Annotated in this window: 18 protein-coding genes; 6 read left to right on the top strand and 12 right to left on the bottom strand. The window is 44.0% G+C overall.

Annotated elements, in window-relative coordinates; all coding sequences use genetic code 11:
* Positions 1 to 164 precede the first annotated feature (164 nt).
* From QT992_RS05870 to QT992_RS05860, 3 genes are all read left to right on the top strand, one after another.
* Positions 165 to 1,190: an SGNH/GDSL hydrolase family protein gene (locus QT992_RS05870; protein WP_333334925.1), complete on the top strand. Its 1,026-nt coding sequence runs from the start codon at positions 165 to 167 to the stop codon at positions 1,188 to 1,190.
* 142 nt (positions 1,191 to 1,332) lie between these two features.
* Positions 1,333 to 3,564 (top strand): hypothetical protein, encoded by a 2,232-nt coding sequence (locus QT992_RS05865; RefSeq protein ID WP_333334922.1) that lies wholly within the window; start codon positions 1,333 to 1,335, stop codon positions 3,562 to 3,564.
* A gap of 12 nt (positions 3,565 to 3,576) precedes the next feature.
* On the top strand, positions 3,577 to 5,409 hold the full coding sequence (locus QT992_RS05860; RefSeq protein ID WP_333313565.1) for a DUF6798 domain-containing protein: 1,833 nt from the start codon (positions 3,577 to 3,579) through the stop codon (positions 5,407 to 5,409).
* 93 nt (positions 5,410 to 5,502) lie between these two features.
* Here the strand turns inward: QT992_RS05860 and QT992_RS05855 are convergent, their stop codons facing one another.
* The 4 genes from QT992_RS05855 to rfbC form a co-directional block, all read right to left on the bottom strand.
* Entirely contained in the window at positions 5,503 to 6,477 is a 975-nt protein-coding gene (locus tag QT992_RS05855; RefSeq protein ID WP_333313563.1) for a glycosyltransferase family 2 protein, read from the bottom strand.
* A gap of 92 nt (positions 6,478 to 6,569) precedes the next feature.
* Complete coding sequence (locus QT992_RS05850) at positions 6,570 to 8,315, bottom strand: hypothetical protein (RefSeq protein ID WP_333334919.1); 1,746 nt, start codon at positions 8,313 to 8,315, stop codon at positions 6,570 to 6,572.
* Positions 8,316 to 8,468: 153 nt separating this feature from the next.
* Complete coding sequence (gene rfbD / locus QT992_RS05845) at positions 8,469 to 9,341, bottom strand: dTDP-4-dehydrorhamnose reductase (protein ID WP_333334916.1); 873 nt, start codon at positions 9,339 to 9,341, stop codon at positions 8,469 to 8,471.
* Between the two features lie 2 nt (positions 9,342 to 9,343).
* On the bottom strand, positions 9,344 to 9,889 hold the full coding sequence (gene rfbC, locus QT992_RS05840) for a dTDP-4-dehydrorhamnose 3,5-epimerase (protein ID WP_333313558.1): 546 nt from the start codon (positions 9,887 to 9,889) through the stop codon (positions 9,344 to 9,346).
* A 50-nt stretch (positions 9,890 to 9,939) separates the two neighbouring features.
* Between rfbC and QT992_RS05835 the strand changes: the two genes are divergently transcribed.
* Positions 9,940 to 10,614 carry a methyltransferase domain-containing protein gene (locus QT992_RS05835; protein ID WP_333334913.1) on the top strand — a complete coding sequence of 225 codons (675 nt, stop codon included), beginning with the start codon at positions 9,940 to 9,942 and terminating at the stop codon, positions 10,612 to 10,614.
* A gap of 62 nt (positions 10,615 to 10,676) precedes the next feature.
* Here QT992_RS05835 and QT992_RS05830 read toward each other — a convergent pair whose 3' ends face one another.
* Positions 10,677 to 11,222 carry a Uma2 family endonuclease gene (locus tag QT992_RS05830; protein ID WP_333313555.1) on the bottom strand — a complete coding sequence of 182 codons (546 nt, stop codon included), beginning with the start codon at positions 11,220 to 11,222 and terminating at the stop codon, positions 10,677 to 10,679.
* Positions 11,223 to 11,416: 194 nt separating this feature from the next.
* Between QT992_RS05830 and QT992_RS05825 the strand changes: the two genes are divergently transcribed.
* Together QT992_RS05825 and QT992_RS05820 are read left to right on the top strand one after the other, a co-directional pair.
* Positions 11,417 to 12,019: a Uma2 family endonuclease gene (locus QT992_RS05825; RefSeq protein ID WP_333335080.1), complete on the top strand. Its 603-nt coding sequence runs from the start codon at positions 11,417 to 11,419 to the stop codon at positions 12,017 to 12,019.
* Between the two features lie 98 nt (positions 12,020 to 12,117).
* Positions 12,118 to 12,741: a hypothetical protein gene (locus tag QT992_RS05820; RefSeq protein ID WP_333313553.1), complete on the top strand. Its 624-nt coding sequence runs from the start codon at positions 12,118 to 12,120 to the stop codon at positions 12,739 to 12,741.
* A 182-nt stretch (positions 12,742 to 12,923) separates the two neighbouring features.
* Here the strand turns inward: QT992_RS05820 and QT992_RS05815 are convergent, their stop codons facing one another.
* The 7 genes from QT992_RS05815 to QT992_RS05785 all read right to left on the bottom strand — a co-directional run.
* The gene (locus tag QT992_RS05815) at positions 12,924 to 13,988 is read right to left on the bottom strand and encodes an NAD-dependent epimerase/dehydratase family protein (protein WP_333334909.1); all 1,065 of its coding nucleotides are present in this window, start codon (positions 13,986 to 13,988) and stop codon (positions 12,924 to 12,926) included.
* Positions 13,981 to 14,742 carry a glycosyltransferase family 2 protein gene (locus QT992_RS05810; protein ID WP_333334906.1) on the bottom strand — a complete coding sequence of 254 codons (762 nt, stop codon included), beginning with the start codon at positions 14,740 to 14,742 and terminating at the stop codon, positions 13,981 to 13,983. Before QT992_RS05810 ends, QT992_RS05815 begins: the two co-directional genes overlap by 8 nt.
* A gap of 3 nt (positions 14,743 to 14,745) precedes the next feature.
* Positions 14,746 to 16,845 carry a hypothetical protein gene (locus tag QT992_RS05805; protein ID WP_333334903.1) on the bottom strand — a complete coding sequence of 700 codons (2,100 nt, stop codon included), beginning with the start codon at positions 16,843 to 16,845 and terminating at the stop codon, positions 14,746 to 14,748.
* Between the two features lie 236 nt (positions 16,846 to 17,081).
* Positions 17,082 to 19,088: a chromosome partitioning protein ParA gene (locus QT992_RS05800; RefSeq protein ID WP_333376711.1), complete on the bottom strand. Its 2,007-nt coding sequence runs from the start codon at positions 19,086 to 19,088 to the stop codon at positions 17,082 to 17,084.
* Between the two features lie 52 nt (positions 19,089 to 19,140).
* The gene (locus QT992_RS05795) at positions 19,141 to 22,152 is read right to left on the bottom strand and encodes a peptidase domain-containing ABC transporter (protein WP_333313542.1); all 3,012 of its coding nucleotides are present in this window, start codon (positions 22,150 to 22,152) and stop codon (positions 19,141 to 19,143) included.
* Between the two features lie 132 nt (positions 22,153 to 22,284).
* Entirely contained in the window at positions 22,285 to 23,034 is a 750-nt protein-coding gene (locus QT992_RS05790) for a peptidylprolyl isomerase (RefSeq protein ID WP_333313540.1), read from the bottom strand.
* Positions 23,035 to 23,329: 295 nt separating this feature from the next.
* Positions 23,330 to 25,014 (bottom strand): O-linked N-acetylglucosamine transferase, SPINDLY family protein (locus tag QT992_RS05785; protein ID WP_445305278.1); only part of this gene is annotated, 1,685 nt, incomplete at its 5' end.

Here is a 25,014-nt window from a genome sequence, read left to right as displayed (position 1 = left end):
AACGGGCAAGATGCCCGTTCCACAAAAAGTAGATTTTCTTGTGGAACGGGCTTCTAGCCCGTTGCTGATATTGGTGCGCTCAATCTAATTAAATTAGATCCATGAACTAGATAATACTGGCATGGCAGTTTATTATACTTTTGCTGACGTTTCATATTATGTTAATGAGCGAAAAAGATTTTGCTAAAAATGTTGCTTTCAGATTAATAACATATCTAATTTTTCCAATTTTTTTATCCACCACCACGGCTGAAATTGTCTTGCGAGTTGCGGGATACAAACCCTGGCAAATAGAAAATGTTGATGTTGCAGTCGAACCACAAGGTAACTTTTTCACTAAAGACTCGGAACTCGGCTACAAACATTTGCCGGGAAAATTCAAGGTGACACTTAACGGCAATTACTCATTTAATGCCACTCACCTCAATAATAGTTTAAGAATCACACATCCCCTCAATACTTACAATTTATCGTCAAAAAAGCCAGAAATTTGGATATTTGGCTGTTCTTTTACCTACGGTTGGTCATTGAATGATAGCGAAACTTATGCTTGGTTGCTGCAAGAGAAATTACCCAAATATGAAATAGTGAATTTTGGCGTTAACGGCTACGGCACTCTGCACTCCTTGATTCAATTCAAAGAAGCACTCAAACAAGGAAATAAACCAAAAATTGCGGTGATTGCTTATGCGGGATTTCATGACCGCCGCAATACTTTCTTAAGGGCGAGAAGAAAGCAAATGGCTGCTTGGAATAAACTCGGTATTCTATTCCAGCCCGATGCTAGGCTGAATGGAGAAAATAATTTTACCTACAGCATGGCAAAACTTGAATATCACGAGTTCCCCCTGATGCGGGTTTCTGCATTAAGCCATTTTTTGGAGGTTAATTACAATCAATTTGAAGAGGGATTGTATAGAAGCCATGAGGTTTCTAAGGCAATTATTCAAGAGTTTAACCGGGTGGCTGAGGCTAATGGTGTTAAGTTAGTTGTGGCGGGAATTAATGCGGGTTCTGCTAAGATGTTGGAGGAGTTAAGTCAGGAGGGAATTGCTACGGCGGATATTTCGGTTGATTTGAAAATACCTGCCAATAATAATTTACCTCATGACATTCATCCAAGTGCGATCGCCAATCGGCAATATGCAGAAAAGCTGGAAGGTTTTTTGCAAGATACTGTTTTAAGGTAACAATCTTGGACGCGCATCCATACCAAAGAAACCGGGTTTTTACCGAAATTAAAAGTTTTGATGCAAGATTTTGGCAAAAAAACCCGGTTTCTGACTACCCGTGCGTCCATGACTATACAATTGATTGAGGGTTGCTAGACTGATGGAAGTATTTGATGTTGTTTCTTTTAAATTGCCTCGAAAATTTCTAATTGATGGTTTTTTCCTGTTTCTACTTGTTCTAGTCACAGTTGCAGTAACATCAATCTATGTCTCCAGCGAACATACTTTTTATTGGTGGGATTACGCGGGCTACAATACCGCTACAGTCAACACGGCAAATTTATTTCGAGACTCGCCAGATAAAGCATGGCGCGGAGTTATAGAATCGCTATCTAAGGAAAAAAACCTCTTAATCTCTTTGCCGTTAGTGCCGTTTATTCTGTTATTTGGCGAGTCTCGGCTGAGTTACATTCTCAGCGTCTCCCTGATTTATGTGCTGCCGTTTCGCCTGTTGCTGGGGGCAATTTCTGCAAAGCTGATTCCAGTTTATCCCCGCCGGGTGTTTTGGTCAACTGTGCTGCTGAGTTTATTAATTCCGATGAGTTGGATACCGACTCTGCGGGGATACCTGGATACTGGCGGCTGTGTGTTTGTAGCCTTGGCAATTTGGGTTTATTTGCAGGATGTTAAGCTGAAATCTTGGTGGAAAATCCCGTTAATTGGGTTTTTGCTGGCGGCGGCTATTCTGTTGCGGCGCCATTTTGCTTATAGTGCGATCGCATTTTTGGGTGCCGCGACTTTACAGGCTTTCATCGAGTTTATTGTACAGTATAGAAATCCCCAGGCAGTTATCAAAATGGTTCAGGCTTTTAGCCGGGACGGGCTAGAAGCCCATCCCACAAGTCATTTAGGATTGCTATTTCAAAGTATTCAAAACAAAGGTTGGAAAAATTTGTTTAAATCCGCCATCAAATTGGGCTTGATAGCTGTAACTAGCTTGACTATTTTAATGTTGGTAGCGGGAGATTTTACTCGCAGTGCTCTGACGGTTGACTACCGCAATTTGTATGTCGCTTGGAGTTTGCCTGTAAATGATATTTTAACTCGTTATGCGGATTTTTACGGTTTGGGAACTTGGCTGCTGGTACTGATTGGTTTTTCTGCAGGAATTCTCACCCGAATCCTGGTTCCGGCGGCAGCTATTTTTGTTTCGTTGTTTGGGGTTTTGTCGCTGATTGAATGGCTGTTAGTCTTGCGTTACGGCTACTTGCACTATACAATTCATATTACACCGATCGCACTTTTAGGAGTATCCACATTTTTCTGGACAACTTGGCTGACACTCAAGGGAAAAGTCCGGTATTTCATGCTGGGCGCGGCGGGTTTGTACCTGGTTGTCAATGCCGCAGTCGGGTTAATTCCTCTGAAAATAGATTTGCCAAGACTGTTTGTGGGTAATTTTCCGCCGTTAGTGCGATCGGACTACGACGAAGTTGTAAAATTAGTAGAGTTTCTGCGAAAATTAGCACCGAATGAAGAACCAATTTATATTGCTGGTGCTTCTAACAATTTCAATGCTAATATCCTCAGACAAGCCAACCGAAAATTAAACCCGCCGGAGGGTTGGTGGAAATTAAATACCATCGGGAGGCCGCAAATTGACTCGCGCGATACTTACCCGCTACCGGAGTTGTTGCAGTCACAATATGCGGTGGTTGCTACACCTTTTCAGCAGGTGTTATTGACTGACGAACAAGTTTTGCGATCGCAGGAACAAGATGTTGTTAAAGTTGTGTACGATGCTTTTACTCAAAACTGGGAAATTGCCCGCGATTTCCAATTGCTACCGGAACAGTTTAAGCTAGAAAACGGCGTGACTGTCAGCGTTTACCGGAGGGTGCGGCCGACTGATACAGCAACGGCAGTTAGGACTCTGGATGCGATGCAGCGGCAAATAGTCGATCGACCAGGCACGCAGTTAGATTGGATTAGTTTGTATCAATCAATCTACACAAGTGCCAATTATTCAGTCAGTCAAGAATCGGATAACCTATATAATATTGTAACTCATCCAATTAAAAACAGCAAGAAACTCGATACATCTTTCCTGTATTTAGGTTCCCTCTCAGACAAAGCGAAAGTTACCGGCCAACTCAATTTACCTAACAAACAATGTCCGGGAATTGCCCTGCGCTTGACTTTGTGGGACAAGCAAGGTAAATTAGTAGACTCAGCAGAGATGGCTTATAGTCAAAAAAGTGCGAGCGACTTAAATCTATTAGTTGAGGGCAAAAATCCAATTTATCTGCTGCTTGAGGTATTGAGTAGCAGCAAACAGGATTTAACAAACCAATGCCAACTGGAGATTAATAATTTAGCTGTCAATAGGTAAATTGAACCCTCAATGCAGAAAAATCAAAAATCCAACTGGTATTTTAATCTATCTCTCTATACTTTTGTCATCATCGGCTCCCTGATGGCAACTGGCTATATTTTCCCCATTGGAGGCAACTTTCCAGAAGTGCCGCCAATTCAATTTATGCTAAATCCTGAACTGTACAAAAATGATTATTACGTTCAGGAAATGGTTAAATTTAATCCGAGATATTACTATTATTATATCATCTATTTGCTCGCCAACTTAGGAACCAGCATTCCCCTAGCGCACTTTATTTATCAATTTCTAGCCTTCGGTTCATTTATCCTAGCTTGCTACGCAATCATCAATATCTATACTAATTCAAAACTGCCTGCAGCAGCGATGGCTTTTTTAGGTATAGCCGCTTCATTTACAGATGTTGGTAACACCCTGATATTTTCCACCAAATCAGTACCCAGTACCTTCGCAATGGGTTTCGCAATCTGGGGAATTTACTTTTGTTTGCGCCAAAAATGGCTGACAGGATATTTCTTTTTTGGGCTGGGTTGTCTGCTGCAATTCTTAGTGGGTTTGTTGCCGGGATTGATGATGGTTCCCGTTTTGGTAATTCAATCTGTAAAACAGCGGAAGTTCAAAACATTGATTTTGGCGATCGCACTTTTAGCAGCAATGGCAAGTATCGTTTACATACCGATGTTATTAACAGGTACTACCAGCACTCACACTATCGACAACGCCGAGTTTGTCTACATTCACGCGAAAGTCCGCAACCCCCACCACATCCTCCCGTCAAATTGGGATGTTGGGAATTGGTTCAACTTTATATGTTTCATAATGGGTGGCTTGCTGTGCATCAAAAATTCCGATTTATTGCCAAAAGAAGACAAGATTAATTTTTCTGTTATTGTTGGCACATCAATTTTTGCACTGTTCCTAAATTATGTATTTGTCGAAGTTTACCCGCTGGCTTTTCTCGCCAAACTACAGTTAGCTAGAACTGTACCTTTTGCTCAATTAATTATATTTACTGCTGTTGCTTTGACAGTCGAGCAACTTTACAGAGAAAAACAAATACCTGTTAGCTTGTTGCTGTTAGCTGTACTAACTTTGCCTTTTAGGGGTGTCATTTTTTTAGGATTATCAGTTTGGCACACAAAAAATCATGTATTTCCCAAACGATATAATATATTGTTGTGGATTTTAGCAATAGTAACGGTAATTTTCAGCTTGATATATCCGGTGACTGATTCATGGGAAATAATGGGCGATCGAATAATTAGCATCCCACTTTTTTTCTCAATCCTCGCCTTCCCATTCATTTTAGAAAAAACATCCCTAGCTACATCTATCAAACAAACTCTAACTCACACATTAGCCTTAATAACTACCGCCACCTTAGTTTTTGGAATAGCAGGAATTCTGCCCAAACCTATATTAAATGTATTTCAAACAAGAGTTAATATCAATACCGTTCCCAGAGACGACTTAAGCAAATTAGCGGTGCGATTTTCCCAAATTAGCAGCCGCGATTCACTCGTATTAATTCCACCCTCAGTTACCAGCTTCCAGTTTTTCTCCGAAAGAGCGATTGTCGTCAACTTCAAGAACTTTCCCTTTACCGAAAAAGGCATTAAAGAATGGCAAAATCGCATGGAAGCTGTTTTAGGAGTTCCCTTAAACCCGCAAATGATTTGGGGAGGAAATGACTTTTTCATCCGCCGCAGCAGTGCGGATTTAGTCAAAGTAGCCAAAAACTATCATGCCGATTATATCCTGACTCGTACTGACTGGCACCCAAATATTGACGGACAAATAGTAGAGCAAGAAGGCAAATGGATACTGTTTAAAATTAGATAATACTATTCTTGAAAACATGAGATATTTATTCAGTCTGCGAAGGCAGACTTTGTTTGTATAGAAGCGGTTTCAACCGCCGAATCAGATATGTGGTTAAATATCAAAACCTGAATCATCAATAATTTCGCTAATTTGCTTGTCCACATAATCAGCATCCACATTCCGCGCCATCAACTCAGCCAAAATCCCCAAAGAAATCAACTGCACCGACAGAATTGTACACAAAATTCCAAAAAATAACAAAGGTCGATTCCCGATCGGCCCAAAATTCATCCCCGCCAAATTCAGAAACCAAATAACTATCAAATAACTCAGCGAAACAGTTCCAACCAACCCAAAACACAATCCCAAACCTCCAAACAAATGACCCGGTTTGTGCAAATACTGCGTCGTGGCTAACACCGTCAACAAATCAATAAATCCCCGCGCATAACGTTCCCAGCCGTAATTCGATTTTCCGTGCTTGCGCGGATGATGTTCCACGACTACTTCGCCAATTTTAAACCCTAAATTGTTTGCTAAAGCTGGAATGTAGCGGTGCAATTCCCCGTACAATTTAATCGACTGCAAAACTTCCCTACGATACGCTTTAAAACCGCAATTCATATCGTGCATTTGCACCCCAGTCAGCAAACACGCAACGGCATTAAACAGCTTGGAAGGTAAAGTTTTAGAAAGCGGGTCGTTCCGTTGTTTTCGCCAACCGGAAACTAAATCAAATCCCGATTCTAAATGATGTAAGAATTTGGGAATTTCAGCGGGGTCATCCTGAAGGTCAGCATCGAGAGTAAAGATAATTATCCCTGCTGCATTGCGAAATCCTGCTGAAAGCGCGGCGGATTTGCCAAAGTTGCGGCGCATTTTAATCGCTTTAATTAGTTTGGGATGTTGGCTGGCTAAATCTGTGATTTCTTGCCAGGAATAATCGCGGCTACCGTCATCTATGAAAATGACTTCGTAACTGTCAATTGCTGTTTGCAACATGACAATTTGGATTTTTTCAAACAGCAATTTGAGGGTGGCTTCTTCGTTGTGAACGGGGATTACGAAGCTGAGATGTTTTGGCATAGGGCTATTCTATTTCATTTGTGTTGTCAAGGAGATTTTTTTATTAACCGCAGAGGGCGCAGAGGGCGCAGAGGAGGAGAAAGAGAGGTTTTTTAGTTTTTATTGATAACTTGGGAGTTTCGCAAGGCTATCCAACCTTTGCGGTTTTTAAAGGAGGCATAGGCTGTCAATAATTTATCTGTTGGTGATGTTTGAATGTATCCTCTCCAAGCTGCGAATTCGTAGGAAGGGCCAAATAATTTAACTAAATCTGGCCGTGGAAATCCTGACATGGCGAAACCTCGAACGACATTTTCTTGGTTGAGAATGGCAATACATTTTACATTGTTTTCGGGGTCTCCTACCCAGCCAATTACTCTCGCTGCTGTTGGTGCAAGTTTGGTGGCTGTATCAAAATATCCGGGTACTCCGTCTTTGGGCGCTGACAGTAAATTAGGGTCTATTTTTGTGTCTAATGCTGCACAGAAATTGTGTTTTTTGATGTCTCGGTTAAATGGCACTAAGTTGTTAGTTTTTAAGGCATCGATTAAGCCGACAAAAGCGGCAGGTTTGTTGCCTACACGGTCTTTAATTAGGGTTACGTCGGTGATGCCTAATTGCAGTGATAATGCTACTAACGGTTGATAGGTTGCTCTGTGGGCGATCGCCATTGCAGTTTCGCCTCCCACCCCGTACATTAAAATAATCGCGACTGTGGCGACTGCAAACAGCGGTGTCAACCAACGCGCTTGGATTCTTGGTATTGGCTGCCTCTCGCGCACCCACAATACTGTCAGCACAATTGTGCTCATCCAAAACAAAGCTGGGAGTGTGGCGTAGCGGGAAGCTGTGGCTTGTTCGACGCCAAATCCCGATCGACTAACCGCGGCCATTAACGCCGTTTGCAGCGTGTAAAGTTGGATTGATAGCCAAGGTAGCCAATCCGGGCGAGCGACCTTTTTTACAAATAGCCAATAACCCACAAAACCCGTCGTTGCAATCAAACCAATTATACCAATAATTGAAGCAACAATTATATTTTCGCTAAAAATTCCGCCGAGATAAGTGGGAATATATTCGAGAGTTTTGAGCGGGTTAATTTTAGTTAAAGAAGGGTGATGAGATGGAGTTTTATAAGTTAAAAAATAAATCCCAATCACTGCAATCGAAGCAATGAAATACAAATAAGTTATTCGCCGAGGAAACCGCAGCACAACAGCAGCAGCACACAATATCGGCCACAAAGCTAAAGGAGTGCTGTAACTAATACAGCCTAAAACGCCAAAAATAATGCTGCAAATTACCCAACCATTCCGTAGGGGCGGTGCCCCCGTGCCCGCCCCCGGTGTACCCAAAAAAGTCGCATAGGATTGCAAACAAAATATCGAACAAATCACAAATAAATTAGCAATTATCCAGTGAACGCCGCTGAATCCCCGCATCCAATTATGAGCCGCCGCCGGAGTAAAATTAAAAATAGAAATGCAAAGGAGTAGCGAGATAAATTGCAGCGGAAAACGCCTCAAATTTAACGGCAGCAGAGCAATTAATACGTGGCACTGAATCCAACCCAAGAACCAGGCAACTACACATAAACCAATATTTGAACCTTGGGTGACTGCTATATTCAAGCCATAAATAATTGCCGGAATCAAGACAAAATGCTCGTTGGCCCGAAATATCCAATTAAAAGGATTGGTAGAGAAACCCTCTACAGAATAAAAATTCCATGTCATCCACCAATAATCAAAGTTAGACAAGTCTCCTGCTTGGGATATCAAGTACAAAATATATGAAGCTGGTATTAGAATGCCGAGAACTGATGCGGCAATTAAAATATATTGTTGCTTGATTTTCATGGATTGGGAGATGGCGAAATTTTTAATCGATTTGGGCTAAGTTGTACGCGCTGGGATTAAAGAAACCGGGTTTTTTACTTGATTGAGGGTTAGAACCAAGTATTTTTGTTAAAAAACCCGGTTTCTGGCTACTTTACAGATGTACTCGAATTTTTATTTCACTTCTCTTGCCAGCATTTGTCTGAGCCCTTGCCGCCAGTGAGGAGGATACGTGCCTAGAAGTGCTGATATTTTTACTGTAGAGAGGACAGAAAAAGCGGGACGTTTTGCGGGTGTCGGATATTCGGAGGTGGTGATGGGAATTACGCGCTGAACTTTTAGGGGAAAGCCGAGTTGTGCTGCTTCCTCAAAAATAGCGATCGCAAAATCGTACCAACTACAAACACCGCTATTAGTGTAGTTGTAAGTCCCAAAAGTTTCTTGCCCGAGGAGAGGAATAATTTGCGAAGTCGCCGCACTTAAATCGCCCGTCCAAGTAGGACTTCCGATCTGATCTGCTACTACTCGAATTTCTTCCCTTTCCTTTCCCAACCTCAGCATGGTTTTGACAAAATTACCTTTGCCACCGTTGCCGTAAACCCACGCTGTTCTAATAATAATATGTCGGTTTCCCCCTTTCCGAATTGCTTCCTCGCCTGCTAATTTAGACTTGCCGTAACTTCCTAGCGGGTTAGTAGAATCTGTTTCCAGATAAGGAGAACCGTGGCTGCCGTCAAATACATAATCAGTGGAAAAGTGAATCAAACTTGCTCCCAGTTTTTCGCATTCTTCTGCGAGAATTCCGGGTGCAATGCCGTTGATGGCGTTTGCTAATTCCGGTTCGCTTTCTGCTTTGTCTACCGCAGTGTAAGCACCCCCATTGACGACTAAATCCGGTTGAATTTCAGCCATTGCTTGACGGATGCTTTCCGGTTGGGATAAATCGAGGCGAGTGCGATCGACCGCAATTACCTCTCCCGAAGATAATAAAATCGGCTGCAATTCTTGAGCTAGCTGTCCGCTGCCACCTGCGAGTAAAATTTTCATAATCAAAACACTTGAGCTGTTTTCAACGTTTGTCCAGCTTGGTCTTTAGCTGATAAGATGGGTTGGGCACCATCTAGCGGCCAGTCGATCGCCAAATCGGGGTCATTCCACAGGATACACCGCTCGTGTGCCGGTGCATAATAATCTGTAGTTTTATACAAAACTTCAGCAGTCTGGGAAACCACTAAAAAACCGTGTGCAAATCCCGCAGGCACCCAAAATTGCCGTTTATTTTCTGCACTCAGCAAACACCCCACCCACTTTCCAAAATTCGGCGAACTTTGTCTAATATCCACTGCTACATCAAATATTTCGCCAGCAACTACCCGCAGCAATTTGCCTTGAGGCTGCTGCAGTTGGTAGTGCAAACCGCGCAGCACATTTTGAGAAGATTTGGAATGATTGTCTTGCACAAATTCGGCCGTCACGCCTGTTTTTTCTACAAAAGCTTTGTGATTGAAACTCTCAAAAAAGAAACCGCGATCGTCTCCGAAAATTTTCGGCTCAATAATCAGAACTTCCGGTATTTCAGTAGATATAACATTCATAGTTGGCTGTATCGCGTGATAAACTCATACTCAGTCTAGGCTATTTTACTATGAAAACTGACACATATCTCAAAAAGTTGTATGCCAATCGCTTTGATTCCCGACAAATGCAAGCGAAGGTGGCACTATGGAAAGTTTTAATTGACGAATTCTTACAAGATTATGTTCCTCCCGAATCAACCGTTTTAGATATTGGCGGCGGTTACTGCGAGTTTATCAATCAAATTCGGGCTAAAAAAAAATATTTAATTGATCTTAATCCCGATTCAAAGTTATTTGCTAATGCTGATGTAAATGTGCTTAATATTGATGTCTTAAATTTGGAGAGTCACACATCTTTTACCGAACAGTTCGATCGCATTTTTATCTCAAATTTTTTTGAGCACCTCCGCAACAAAGAGGAACTTGTAGAAATTATCTCTTTTTGCTTCGAGGCCCTCAAGCCTAGCGGTTCTCTGTTGGTAATTCAGCCTAATTTTAAATATTCCTACAAGGAATACTACGATTTTATCGACCATCAATTACCGATAACGCATTTATCGCTACAAGAGCTTTTACAAACTGTCGGGTTTGAAATTGACCTGATTGTACCGAGATTTTTGCCCTTTTCGACGAAAGGCAGACCGGCCTCGCCCTTGCTGTTAAAAATTTACTTAAAATTGCCTTTGTTGTGGCGTTTTTTGGGAGGGCAAATGTTTGTTAAAGCATCGAAACCCAACAAGTGAGTATCTTCCTCAATATCGACACTTGCCGTCGGAGGCTGAAAATGAGAATGTAGGGAAAGCGCTCATTTTAATAACTCATCTACTGGAATACTAAAACCCGGTAAAACAATTTGAGTGCTAACAGCTTCGCCAGCAATAAAGATGCTTCGGCTTTGTTTTGTTACTACAATAATCCATTGGTTTTCAGGATATACCAGCCAAACTTCCTCACTTCCCGATTCTAAATATTCTGTAGCTTTAGCAATTACATCTTCCGCCAAATCTGTTGGTGAAACAATTTCAGCACATAAAGGAAAACTTTGCGGCAGCACTTTGAGATTGCCAAATTGTGCTGCTAATTCCGGGGGAAGGTAGGCAACATCAGGATAGCGCCCCTGGTTGTTTGTGCGGCAGGGAACATCAGTATAAACCTCCCCTCCTTGTCCGCTAGAGTCTTTGTACGTTCTCCAATAAAAGTAAAGATTTCCTTGCACTCTGCTATGCTTGAGAGTCATGCCATTTTTCTCCAATAATTCGCCATCAACCCACTCTTGCAGATCCGCTGGACTTTCCATCCATGCTTCTAGAGAGTAGATTTTCGATGGGGCAACAACTGTAGAAGTTATCATGTTTTTGCGTCTGGGCGGGGAACTTTTTTTCTATGATACCAGATGCGATCGAGCTTTGGTGGACAAAAGGTCGATCGCACTTTGTAGATGGCACTTTTAAGTGTTATCATAAAAGTTACAAAGTATCCCGCATTTCTGGCTTTCTCTAATTAGGATGAAGCTGCCATTAAAGCATCACCTTGAGGACAAAAATGATGACACAAACTCAATCATCCGCTGCCCTTCCAGTCAATATTCCACTCACACTAACACTCACCGTTACCCACGAACAGTTCGTTGAATTGGCGATCGCCAATCGGGAGTTACAATTAGAACGCACAGCAACAGGAGAATTAATCGTGAACCCACCAACCGGAGGCGAAACAGGATATCGGAATCTGGATATAGAAGGGCAACTCTGGCTGTGGAATCGGCGGACTAGACTCGGTAAAGCATTTAATTCTTCTACTGGTTTTCACCTGCCAAATGGGGCCGATCGCTCTCCCGATGCAGCTTGGGTGCGTCAAGAAAGGTGGGATGCACTCACCCCAAAACAAAAAGAAAGCTTTATTCCCTTGTGTCCTGATTTTGTGGTAGAACTTCGTTCTAAAACTGACAACATGGAACCGCTGCGAGCCAAGATGAAAGAGTATATGAACAATGGCGCTCGTTTAGGTTGGTTGATAGATAGAAAAAACAGAAAAGTGGAAATTTACAGGCAAAATCAAGATGTAGAAGTGCTGGAAAATCCTGTTACTTTGTCCGGTGAAGATGTGTTGCCGGGGTTTGTCTTGGATTTGACAGAAGTTTGGGGATAAATGCTGAGTCGTGTTAAAAATATACCATACTTCCTCTTCTAAGGCTGTAAAAAATGATATATAATGTACAAACAAACCCCCTTGCAAATTAAAATAGTATGGTTAAGCAAAAAATCTTAGATGAAGGTCGAGAATATACCTTTCGTTCATACTTTGACTTACCTTACGAAACGGATGAAATTTTAGCAGAATTTGATTACTCGCTAAGTAAAGGAAGCTTATCTTTACCGAAAACAACTAGACACTTAGACAGACTTATAGAGCTTAGAGATAAAATAGAAGATATCCTTCCCTTGGTCAGTCTCAGCAGCGAAACAGCTAGAAGAGAATCATTAGTATCCCCTGTGCTGCTGGATCTCATCCGATACTGTCAATGTCAACTGCGATTTGAGTATACTCTCAACGTTAATAGCTGGTTAAAGGGAAGTTTAGATTATCTCGTGAAGTCAAATCAAGAGTTGCTAGTTATTGAAGCAAAAAACGACGATATGACCAGAGGATTTACTCAACTAGCTGTACAATTAATTGCGATGTCGCACGTTGAAGACCAAAATATCTTTTATGGTGCGGTGACAATGGGAGATATCTGGCGATTTGGCAAGTTAGATAGAAATCAGCAGACTATTTTTCAAGACACCCATTTGTTTACAGTTCCTGACGATTTAGACGATTTGTTGAAGGTAATGGTAGGAATTTTAGACGGAGATGAAATTTCGCCGTAGGGTGCGTCGCTTCTCGTCCCTCAAATAGTGGCGAAATTTTCCATAGCGACGCACTAATGGTGGGAATTTTAGACGGGGATGAAATTTCGCTGTAGGGTGCGTCGGTTCTAGTCACTCAAATAGTGGCGAAATTTCCCATAGCGACGCACCATACTATTTGCAATCTGCCATAAAAAAACTCCCTACAAAATCGAACTTAAAACCACCTCATTAGCCGCAATCCAATCATAAATATCCTGCAAAGCCGCTTCCGGCCCAATAACAGGCCGCCATCCTGTTTTCTCCATCACCCTAGAAGAATCAGTAATAAAAATCGGAATATCCCCCGCGCGTTCCTCCAAAACAGGATTAATTGAAATCGATTTCCCGGTAATCTTTTGGCACAAATCAGTTGTCTCAACCAAAGAAAGACTGTTGCTCAAACCGCCGCCAACATTAAAAACTTCGCCGTCAAATTCAGCAAAATGTTCTAACTGATAATTAACTAACCTCAACAAATCTTCAACGTGCAGCAAATCCCTAACTTGCTTCCCACTGCCGCCAAAACCGATATAACTCAGCGACTTTTGAAAATAGTGAGCCGCCACCCACAAACCGCAAACTCCCTGATCTACTTTACCCATTTGCCAAGCACCAGTAATTAAACCGCAGCGGTTAATAATTGCGGGTACATTGTATGCTTCTCTATATTCCTCAATCAGCAATTCCGAAGCTAATTTAGTTGCTCCGTAAAGCGAACGGTGTCCTTTTAATGGGAAGTCTTCTGATATGCCTAACTCCGATATACCGGGTAAAGTTTGCTCAGGGGCGATCGCAAATCTATTCGGCAATTCCAACAGTTTAACAGACTTGACACTGGCGATCGGATAAACCCGACTCGTAGACAAAAACAGCAAACTCGCACCCGTTTGTCTCGCCAACTCCAAAACATTTACAGTGCCCAGTAAATTCGTCTGCAAAACGTACTGAGGCGAACTAAAACCAGCCAGCACAGAAGGCTCCGCAGCACAATCTATAATGCAGTCAGAATTGAGTGCAACTGGATCTAAATCTGCCGCTGTGCGAATATCCCCGTAAACAAACTGAATACCGCAACTTTTAAGCCGAGGCAGATTCAATTCCGAACCCCGGCGACGCAGGTTATCTAAACAAATTATTTGCCATTCCGGGTGCAGTTTCTTCAGGCCAATTGCCAAACAACTACCGATGAAACCAGCACCACCAACAATTAAAATTCTCTCAGGCATTCACTTTTAGTTTTGCTATCTTTCTAGTCCGGTGGTAGTCGCCGCGAGAGAGATGTTTTTCCAGCCAGACATACAAGACAATAAACAAATACCTACTGCCCATCTCTTTGATTTTCAGCTTAGAAATACCCGCAGTCCGATTGTACCACCTCAGAGGAATCACCGTATAGGAAAAACCCCGAACAATTGCTTTTAAAGGCAGTTCGACTGTCAAATTAAAATGATGGCTCAAAATCGGTTGTACGCCTTCAATTACTTCTCGGCGGTAAATCTTAAAAGCATTGGTGACATCGCTGTACCGCAAGCCGAAAATACTTTTGACAAACCAGTTTGCTAAGCGGTTAATTGCTAACTTGTGAATTGGATAATCAACTATAAAGCCGCCTTTGATAAAGCGGGAACCAAAAACACAATCATATCCTGCTTGCAACTGGCGATATCCTGCTACCAAATCCATCGGATCGTCGGAAGCATCCGCCATCACAATAGCGACAGCATCTCCGTCAAATTCCGCCAATCCCCGGCGCACCGCAAATCCGAAACCGTTGGGAGGTTGATTGTTGATGTATCTCACTGTGGGAAAAGTCTCTGACAACTCCTGGCAAATATCAATTGTTCGATCGACACTGTTGTCATTGACAATCAAAATTTCGTGCGGAATGCCTTCTAAATCGAGCGTCTGGGCGATCGCCCGCACAGTACCGTACAAACAGCCCTCCTCATTGTGAGCTGGTATAATCACAGAAATTTTCACTCCTCATCCTCCGCGCAACTGGACAAACTGGTTGTCCACAGGATTATACACCCAAGCTTTAATTTCTGTTTGGGCGATCGGCAAATTATTATCCGACAAATCAACAGCCCACCTGGCATTATTGTATAACTCAGATTTTAAACTCTCAGCAATGTCGGGACTGTCCAAATTGACATAAGCGTTAGCAAAAAAAGATTTTTTGTCCCCGACAGATAGCAGTACAATATTCGGCTGTTGCAATTTTTCTGGCCAAACCGCCCAACCAGCAGCCTTGACAGCATCATTTTGCTTAACAGTCAAGGATTTTTCGCTAGTTTGAGGTTGGTCTAAATACCCGTAAACTTTCTCGGTATTAGAAATAAACTCTACATTTTTCGCGAACTTTATCCAACCTATTTTGTCGATAATTGCAGCGCCTTCTCTCACCAGCCAAGTTTTTTTGCTCAGCACCCTCAAACAGCTTTCCGGCGAATTTTGGAAAAAATCCGAGGGTTCCAGATAGTTAATTAACTGCAAACAATCTTGAGCGCCTTGTTTATAAAGAAGTGCAGATCGAGATTGGGCGATCGCCTGTTGAGAGTTAACAATAATTGTAGCAATTAACAGCCCTGCAACTACCCGATAAATAAATTTATAATTCCTCTTTAACGTTGCTTTTGTTTCTTGATAATTACCTCTGACCAACAATTGCCCTAGCTGAACCACAGCAATTAATAGCAAAATTGAATTAGTCGTATATCTAGACGATTCTAGCGCCTGAATTGCCCCGAATTCAGCCCTGCCAGCCGTAATAAACAAAGAAGATAAAACCGAAAAAAAACCTATTGACAGCCAAGGTAAAGCCTGATATTGCACTCCTAAATCAATTTTGAAATGAGTATCTTGCCGTAATCCTAAATGAATTGTGGGATGGGCATCTTGCCCGTCCAGCTTCGCAGCCTGAACCACGTTCATAACTGAGTTGGGATTGCTATAGCTTTCAGAAATATCATTCCTATCTGTCATTGCGAGGAACGAAGCGATCGCAGGGGCGGGAGATGGCTTCGCAGGGCTCCCAATGACAAAGAAATAGAATACCAAAAATAAGAAACTTGCAAATATTAGCAATCCAACTAATGCTGAAATTCCAGGCGATCGCACAATTGGCGAACCCAGCAAACTTAAAAAGTAATCAATAACCACCAGCGGCTTATTCAACAATGAAATAATACTTGCTTTGCGGCTAGGATGATAATCTATTGAGTAAACAGCACAAGTTGCCAAAAACAGCAGCATCCAGACAATAAGTCTTTTTCTTTTCTGCGCCGCATTTCCTTCTACAGCCGCCACAGCCGGAATTGCAGCCAACCAAGAAAGCAAACCTTGGGCCAGGGAAAAACTCGCAATAAAGCAGAATACAGCCGCAATCGATATTTGAATATCGTAGGGACAGGGCAGTGCCGTGTCCCTACTCTGTTCGATCTGAGGTGTTGCATCATTCTCCAGAACGGGCAAGATGCCCGTCCCACAAAAATTCAATCTTCTTGTGGAACGGGCATCTTGCCCGTTCCTAAATAGCTTATTAATCGTGGTGCAACATCTCTGTTTCATCCGATTAAAAACCGCTATATTAGGCAATAATTTGTGAGGTGAAACCAGCGCATAAACCGCAGCGACAAAACACAAATTTACGAAAAACCAAGCGAGTTGAAATCCCCACAGCCAGTTTTCATGCTGAACCAGGGAGAACAGCAAAATACAAGTTAAAATATTAGCTAAATGCCACAAATCATCCCCAACATTCTTAACTTGCATTGAGGATAACTTGTACATAGCGATAAAAGTTATCGCAGCCAAACCTATGCTGAGACACAACTGATAATTAATATTCCATCGGGAAGCAAAAGCCAGCACCGCAATAATTATTTTAGGGAAAAGTATGCGGTGGTTGCTGTGCAAAGCCCAAAAATCGTTAAACGTTACATTTGCCGCAGCTATTTTTTCAAAAAGGCTAGCTAACCTCCACTCGTCATCAACGGGAACGTTAACGCTAAAATTCGCTACAAATCCGATTAATAAGAGGACAGGAATCAGATATAGAGTAAATAATATGATTTTTTTCATTAATATCCAATCCGGTAGCATCGGAATTGTAAAATCTAGTCATATCATGTCCGATCGATTAACCATAATATCCCGGTCGGGGCGGGTTTTGGAGAGTGTCAATTATTCGCAAGTATTGTTGGTGAACTCGCCCCTACAAAAATCGCGATCGCTCGAACGGACATGATATCATCAGCTTTTCGACTGACAATCAACAGTCAACAGTCAACCGTCAACAGTCAACCGTCAACTGTTCGCTACTTAATAGTCTTGAACGTATCCATTTTCCCAGTAAATCGGTTGATAAACATCTGCAAAACAGTCCGCTTGCCGATATTGATATTAGAACTCACTGCCATTCCCGACTGCAAGTTAACCTCCACTTCATTTGCCTTGCCCTTGTTCAAAACAAACTTCTGATTTTTGAGCTTAATTTTGGTTTTGAAAGCGTAGTATTTCCGCAGTTCAGTAGGAGGCTCAGCATCGCTGCTAATCTCTATCACTTCACCCTCAGCAGTACCAAACTCCAGCGCCGGGAAAGCTTCTACATTCACTTCCACAGGCACGCATTGGTATTTCGTCAAACCCAGTTTCTCTCTGTTAACTTCCTTCTCTGGACAAACGCAACTTTTACCTGTTTCGCAGTCAATCTTTTCTCCGTCTAATTGCTTGCCGTGATACTGCTCCAATTTTGCCCGCTTCTGTCTCAAAGCATCCAATACCAGAGCCACATTGCTGTTTTCCAGGTAAACCACTGCTTCCAGACCGTTTTCGTCATCCAAAACTTTGAGCAGCTTTTCAGTTTGCTGCGCTTCGTAATAAGCTTCTTCGCAGCGTGCTGGGCGCGGTTCGCCCGGTTTCACCACCGAATTAATAATGGATTGGCATATCGGATCTTTCGCCATATCCAACTTAGCTTTCTCCTTCGTAGAAGGCTTCAAATCAAAGATTACACCCGATACGGGAGCTTTCAGAACTTGAGTGTCGCGGTTTTGTTGAGCCTTTTCTAGCTGAGCGTTCACCTCAGACAGCTTTTTCAGGTTTTCCACTTTGAAGCGGCTTAGCTGAGAATCGCTGCTGGCAATTTGTTTCTGGTTTTCAGCAATTTTGGTATAAAGTTCTTTCGCCCAGGTATCCTTGGTGTTTTTCAACTGTTCTTCGGCGCGGGCGATGGACTCCTGAATGCGCGCTTGCTCTCCTTGCTGGCGCTGTATGTCAGCAGTAATTTTTTGGATGTCACCTTGACGCGCGTTAATTTCGCCTCGGCGCGTATTGATTTCACCGAGGCGTGTGTTAATTTCGCCTTTGCGAGAGTTGATTTCACCTTCGCGCTGCTTGATTTGATCTTGCTGTTTGAGAACGTCGCTTTGGCCTCTGAAAACATCTTGCTCTTGACGTTCTTTTTGCAGTTCAGCGATGGCTCCTTCCTCTACCAGGGGGGCGAGTCTGCCTAGAATGTTTTGATTCGACTTCAATACTTGTTGCGATTTCGCTAACTGTTCTTGGGCCAAATCTCTCTGAGCCAGGGCTGATTTTACTTGCTCTTGCGAAGAACTTAACTGCTGCTGAGCATAATTTAATTGGTTCTGGGCAAAACCCAATTGTTGCTGTGCCACTGTCATTTGATCGCCGGCGGCTTTCTCAGCATCCTGAGCTTGCTTCAGTTGTTTTTCCAACTCCTGAACTTGGCCTTGAGCTGCGGCGACGCGAGACAGAAATTCCGATCGATAATTAACATAAAGTCCTTGCTGAGCAGCATCAAAATTTCCGCTGGCTCCCCTGTTGAGGTACAGTTCGTCAATCAAAGCTTGCAGCACTTGATTTTGTGCCGTGAGGCTCTGTCTGTCCTTGATTGTTGATTCTAGGTTAGAAGGAACAGCGCCTTGAATTTTGCCGCTGACAACATCTTCGTAAAATTTATTTTCCTTTTCCAGAGCTTCTTTAGTTTTCTGAATCGATGTTAAATCGGCACTGGGTGCAACGGGGTTGAAAGTGAGCAGAGGCTGGTTCTTTTCCACGCGATCGCCATTTTCAACGTGAAGTCTCACCACAGCGCCCGTAGCAGGTGCTTGGATGTCTCTAGCACCATCTTTTAGCTCTAATTGGCCGACAGCGGGGACAGCTTGCTCTACGCTAGCAAAATAAGCCCAAACTACAGCAGAAGTGGTCATCAGCATGATCATCCACAAAAACAAGTGCGACCAAATCGCTGGTTTTTCGAGAATGACTGGTTGCTCAGAAAGTATTAACGATTTCATAGCCATTTGTTAGTTCTCAGTTGTTAAGGGTTAGCGATCGGTTGTGAGTTGTTAGAGATTAGGTATTCGATGACTCTTGTTGTTGGAAGAGGCAGTAGTAACGCCCTTTAAGAGCCATTAATTCTTTATGAGTTCCCCGCTCGACTACAGAACCTTGATCCATCATAATAATTACATCAGCGTTTTGGATGGTAGTCAGGCGGTGAGTAATGAAAAACACCGTGCGGCCGGCGAAAGCTTCTGCTAAGTTATTGCAAACTTGGCGTTCGGAATGGTAGTCGAGGGCGCTTGTAGCTTCGTCCAAAATCAGCAGTTTCGGGTTTTGCAAAATCGTCCGGGCGATCGCCAAACGCTGCCTTTGACCCCCAGAAAGCGAGGAACCACGCTCTCCGACTATCGTATTGTAGCCAGCAGGCAAGCCCATAATAAAATCGTGAGCTACCGCTAATTTCGCAGCTCGCACAATCTCATCCGTACTCGCATCGGGATTACTCAGAGCAATATTTTCCTGTACCGAGCAGTTAAACAGCAAAGTATCTTGCAGCACCACCCCAAGTTGGCTGCGGAGCGAATATAATTCCACCTTGGCAATGTCATAGCCGTCAATAAAAATCCGGCCCGACAACGGCGGATAAAGACGCTGCAACAGCTTCATCGCCGTACTTTTACCGGAACCGCTTCCCCCCACAATTCCCACAAAACTGCCAGGGGGAAATTCCAAATTAACATTAGCCAATTGCAGTGCCCCGCTCTCCAGGAATCGGAAGGAAACCTCCTCATAGGTAACCTGCCCTTGAATTGCCGGCAGCGGGATATTGCTGCGGTCTTCCTCGCTGGTTTCCGTCGGCGTATCGACCACATCCTTAAGCATATCGATCGACATCGAGACTTCTTGGAAACTCTGCCATACGCTCACAAAACGCAGCAGCGAACCAGTCACGTTCCCGGAAATAATTCGGAAAGCAATCAACTGACCCAAAGTAATCTCATTTCCCAGTACCAAATAAGCTCCCACCCACAACTGAGCTAAGTTACCCACCTGGTTTAAAAAGCCACTAATCGTACCGGCCGTAGTCCCCGTGATAATTGTTTTAAAACTGGCTGTAATGTATTTTGCGTAGCGACTCGACCACTCCCAACGGGATTTCAATTCAATATTTTGAGCCTTAACAGTTTGAATCCCGCTGACTACTTCCACTAGATAAGATTGAGAGTCAGCAAAACGCATATTTCTCTGTTTGATCAGGCGCAGCACCAGCGGATTGATTAGAACAATCATCAGCCCCAGTATCGGTACCACTGCCAAAGATACAAACGTTAGCTGCACGCTGTAGGAGAGCATCACGGCGACGTAAACCACCGAAAATACCGCATCGAGAACCACTGTCAGAGCTGTACTCGTCATGAATTCCCGAATCTGGCCCATCATGCTGAATTTGTAGACCAAATCTCCGACGCGCCGATTGTCAAAGTAATTTTGGGGCAGCCGGAGCAAGTGGTCGATTACCTCCGCACTCAATTTGACATCAATGCGGTTTGAGGTATCTATAAACAAAAAGGTACGCAAACCGTTGAGCAGTCCTTCAAACAGGGCAACACCTAACAGAAATGCCCCCAAAATATCTAAGGTGTCAATGCTGCGCTGACCTAAGACTTTATCAATAATTACTTGGCTGATTAATGGGTTGGCAAGACCAAATAACTGTACAAAAAACGAAGCAAGCAACACCTCAAAAAACACTGTCTTGTGTTCCATGAGGGCCGGCACAAACCACCAGAAGCTGAACTGCTCTTTTTGTTCAACTTGCGGAGCTTGCAGCAGCAGGACTTCTCCTGATTCTCCCCAGATTTCTTTAAACTGAGGTATCCGCTTCCGCATTAACCCTTTTTCGGGTGTCGCCATCACCAATTCTTGCTCGGTGATGCTGTAAATAATGGCAAAGCTGGTTTCCCATTTAATCATTACGGGCGCTTTGATGCGGTTGATTGCTTCTGCGGGCACTTGCGCCAATTGGGGCGTGAGGCCGATGCTTTGGGCGATCGCCCCGCAGGCTTGCATACTGATAGAACCGGCGGTTTTTAACTGATTTTCTAGAACTTTGCGGATGATATCTCGACGAAATTTGAGGCCGAAATACTTGCTCAACATCTGGAAGCAAGCTAGCGGGGCGTCAATCTGCCCTTTGGCGCGGAAAACTGGGTATCTCCCCGCATCCTTTGTTTGGGGGTCGGTTTTGGGTTCTGGGGGACGGTCTGGGGCGACTATAACCTCGATCGATTTTCCGCCGGACGGATTCTGCCCTGGGCCTACTGTATCTGTCGTGCCATTTGATGACTCTGTTTCGAGTTGGGGTTCTGGGGGTTCCCGGAAGCCTACCAATCGCGCGCCGAGGCGGCCTTCTACTTTTAAGGATTTGGCTGCGTTTTCCACAGAGAAGCGGCTGCCGGTGGGAAAGTCGCCCAAGACGCCGCTGCTGACAAGCCACACTCGATCGGCATCTAGCTCTTTGGCGATGTCTTGAGTTTTTTTGTTGCCGTTTGGTACGTTGACAACTGTCGCATCTTGCCAAGCTTGCAGGGTGAGTTCCTTGAGATTGGAAGTGCCGTCGGCTTGGCGCTGCAATTCCAGGCTCAACAGTTCAAATACTTCGCTCAAGGAACAGTGTTCCCGAAAGGCTTCTCCAAATGTCGGCTGTTTTTCCAGTACGCTCAGGAAATCTTCGGCAGCTAGGACGATCGCGATCACATCTGTAGAGGCGATCGCCGTTTCGCAGGGAACTCCCCTGAGCAAGCCAGCCCAGCCCAGGATTTCCTTCGACTGCACCAAGCGCAAACTTACGTGGCGCTGCGAGCGCTGGTCAAAGCCCAGCAGCCGGGCCTGGCCTTGATAGATAATTGCCACCTGAGTCGGCATTTTTTCCCGTTCAAACAGGGGTTGCCCCGTCCGGTAGCCAAGGAGTTGGCATTTAGCCACCAAGGCTGTCAGAGCCGTCTCTGACAGTCGGTCAAAGGGAGGTGTTTGAGCTAGGAAATCCTGAATTTGGGAGAGGGAAACAGCGGAAGAAGTCATCCAATTTTAGATTTTAGATTTTAGATTTTAGATTGAATCCACAGATGAATCCAGGGGGTTTTTGTCAGGATGCTACGCTTTTTCAAGTCTCCACGGATAAATCCGGGGGCCCCTGACCCAATTGCTGGATTGTCATGAAATTGAAGACACGGAGGAGAGGGGCTGTAGCGGGCCTATTTGCGATATCTGTTCGGCGAGCCAGCTTTCAAAGAGTTCGTTAATCAAGTGCAGCCGCATCGATTCATCGAGCTGGGCCGGCATGAACTTTTCTAGTCGAATAATTACCATCCATTCTGCCAGAGGACGCGGCGTCCACAGTTGATTTGGCTGGCTGACGGACAAAAGTTTGCTGATTGCCGGGTGGGGCTGGCTGAGGGGTACTGGGCCCAACAAGCCGCCTGACTTGGACTCCGGCCCTTCGGAATAGTCGCGGGCAACTTCAGCAAAGGTTTGTTCCCCTTCGAGGATGCGAAAGTAAAGTTCGTTTGCCAGTGCTGGATTTTTGGTGCGTACCAGGGAATAGACTACGTGGTCTAGGCTGGCTTTGCGGGTTAAAAAATAATTATCTACTTTAGGTCTCCAAGTGGCTTGCTTAAATTTTTCGATCAGCAAGGGCCTAACGGCCATCTCTTGAAGTTCTTCTTCCGTCATATTTTGGCCGCGCAGCCAAGCTTCTTTGGCTTCCTGGGCTGTCAGTTGGTGTTGTGCCAGAAAGTTCTCCACGGCGGATTTGCGTTCTTCGTCGCTGCAACTAAAGGATGCGATCGCTTGGTCTACTATTACACCCCGCAAGAATTGCGGCATCAACTGGTATCGCTTCAGGAGCGATGGCATATCCTGAGCTTGCAGTAATTTATCGCCTATTTGAAAAAGTCCTGTCATTTTTTTATCTCCAACTGACTTGCGCTTCCCCTTTTAATTTAGCTGTGGCAGGAAAAGAGCGACAACCACTAACCCCTCGATTCCCCGATGATAGCAGACCGTCAGTGGGCTAGCGCTATTGCTGTCTATTTCTTGACGCTCTGCCTAGCGAGGGGTTCCCCGCGGGTCTCAGAATGGTAGGGGGATGCGAGAGTGGGAGAGTGGGAAAATCTTTACTTCTGCCATCTTCCTTCTTCCCTCAACATCCATCCGTTAAATCCCGTACACTGCTTAGTTGCTGAACTTCCTTCTTCCTTCACTCTCGGAATAGTCTTTCAAAGAGTGTTTCGAGTTGGGTCGAGCAAGCGCGACTGTCGAGATATTTGGGGTTTGCCGCCATTTTTTGCTGGATTCGATCGCGGTAGTGCCGGCGCAGTTCTGGGTTGGTTCCCAGTGCTGTACTCAGCTCTAAATAAGACTTCTCGCTGTCTGCTACCAGTTCCGGAAGTAGTAGTTCTTCGAGCACTGCGGCTGATTGTCGCGATCGAGTTGTTTGCCCTTTTCTTACCACTACAGGCAACCCTGCCAACAGGGGTTCTGCTAAGGAGCAGCCACTGCTGTATGGATAGGAGTCTAAATATATATCAGCCAATTCCAGACATTTTATGCAATCTGCGCGAGATGGCAGCGCCTTAATCACAACTAAGCGCTTTTTGTCAATCCCAAATTCGGCAAAGAGCGATCGAATTTGGTTGTAAAAAGGCACCGTCGGATAGTTTTCATTGCGCGAACGAAAGGGATACAAAACTAAAATAGAATTTGGTACCGCCGCAATAATTTTGGCCCAAGTTTCTCTCAATTCTGGGATAATTGTGAAAGCTTGAGCGCCGGACATGAACACTACAGATTCGTCGGTGGCTCCCCAACTCCTGCGAGTCGGTTCAACTCTGCCAGGTGCTGATCCTACAGTATAGCTTAAACAAACTCCCGACCCTTTTAAAGTAATTAATTTTTCGCGATACTCTGCTGCAGCACCTGCGGGCAATGTCAAATCTCCGGCAATGAAATAATCAATATTTCGGGCGCCGGTGGTTGCGGGGGTTGATGCACCGGTAGCTATTTGCACCCGCGCTAGTCGGTGCAGGCACAGCAGCGCGCTTGGTTGAGAAGTGTCGCTAGTATTGGTGCAGATTAGCAGAATATCTAAATCGTGCGATCGCATTTCTCGGACTTGATTGGGCAAAGTTTCTGACAGTTGCACCAGTTGGTCAGCGCAATTTTCGCAATATTTCCCCAGTCGCTCGTCTTGTACCTGGAAATAGTACACAATAATTTCAAATTTGCTTCTGTCTAAATATTCAAAACTCGAAATTGCTGCACGAGTCTCGGATTCATCACTAATTTTATCCAGCAAAAAGCCAACTCGGATTTTAGTTCTTTCAGGTTCTATCTGAGGAAAATTCCATTCTATTTGACTGCCGATATTTTTCAAATAAAATTCCAGAATATCAGCTCGCTGACTCAATATATTGAGCAGATTGACCTCGCTCAAATACAAAGCTTGGAATCTAACATTTTTCGCAATAAAATCCGCCAAATAACGCCAAACCTCTGAATCGGGGAAACTGGCGATATTAGCTGCGACGTACTTGATTAACTGCTGGAAATATTCAGAGTACATTTCAACTTCCGACTTGGGTTGAAACTGATATCTTGCACCCTTCTCAATTACTTGTTTAGGAACAGGCAAGATGCCTGTTCCACCAGAAAATTCATCTTGTGTGGAAGCAACAGGCAAGATGCCTGTTCCACCAGAAAATTCATCTTGTGTGGAACCAACAGGCAAGATGCCTGTTCCACTAGAAAATTCATCTTGTGTGGAACCAACAGGCAAGATGCCTGTTCCACCAGAAAATTCATCTTGTGTGGAAGCAACAGGCAAGATGCCTGTTCCACTAGAAAATTCATCTCTTGTGGAAGCAACAGGCAAGATGCCTGTTC

Source organism: Microcoleus sp. T3_D1 (assembly GCF_036700405.1).
In the GTDB taxonomy this organism is placed as follows: Bacteria; Cyanobacteriota; Cyanobacteriia; order Cyanobacteriales; family Microcoleaceae; genus Microcoleus.
This window is presented reverse-complemented; position numbering and strand designations above follow the sequence as displayed.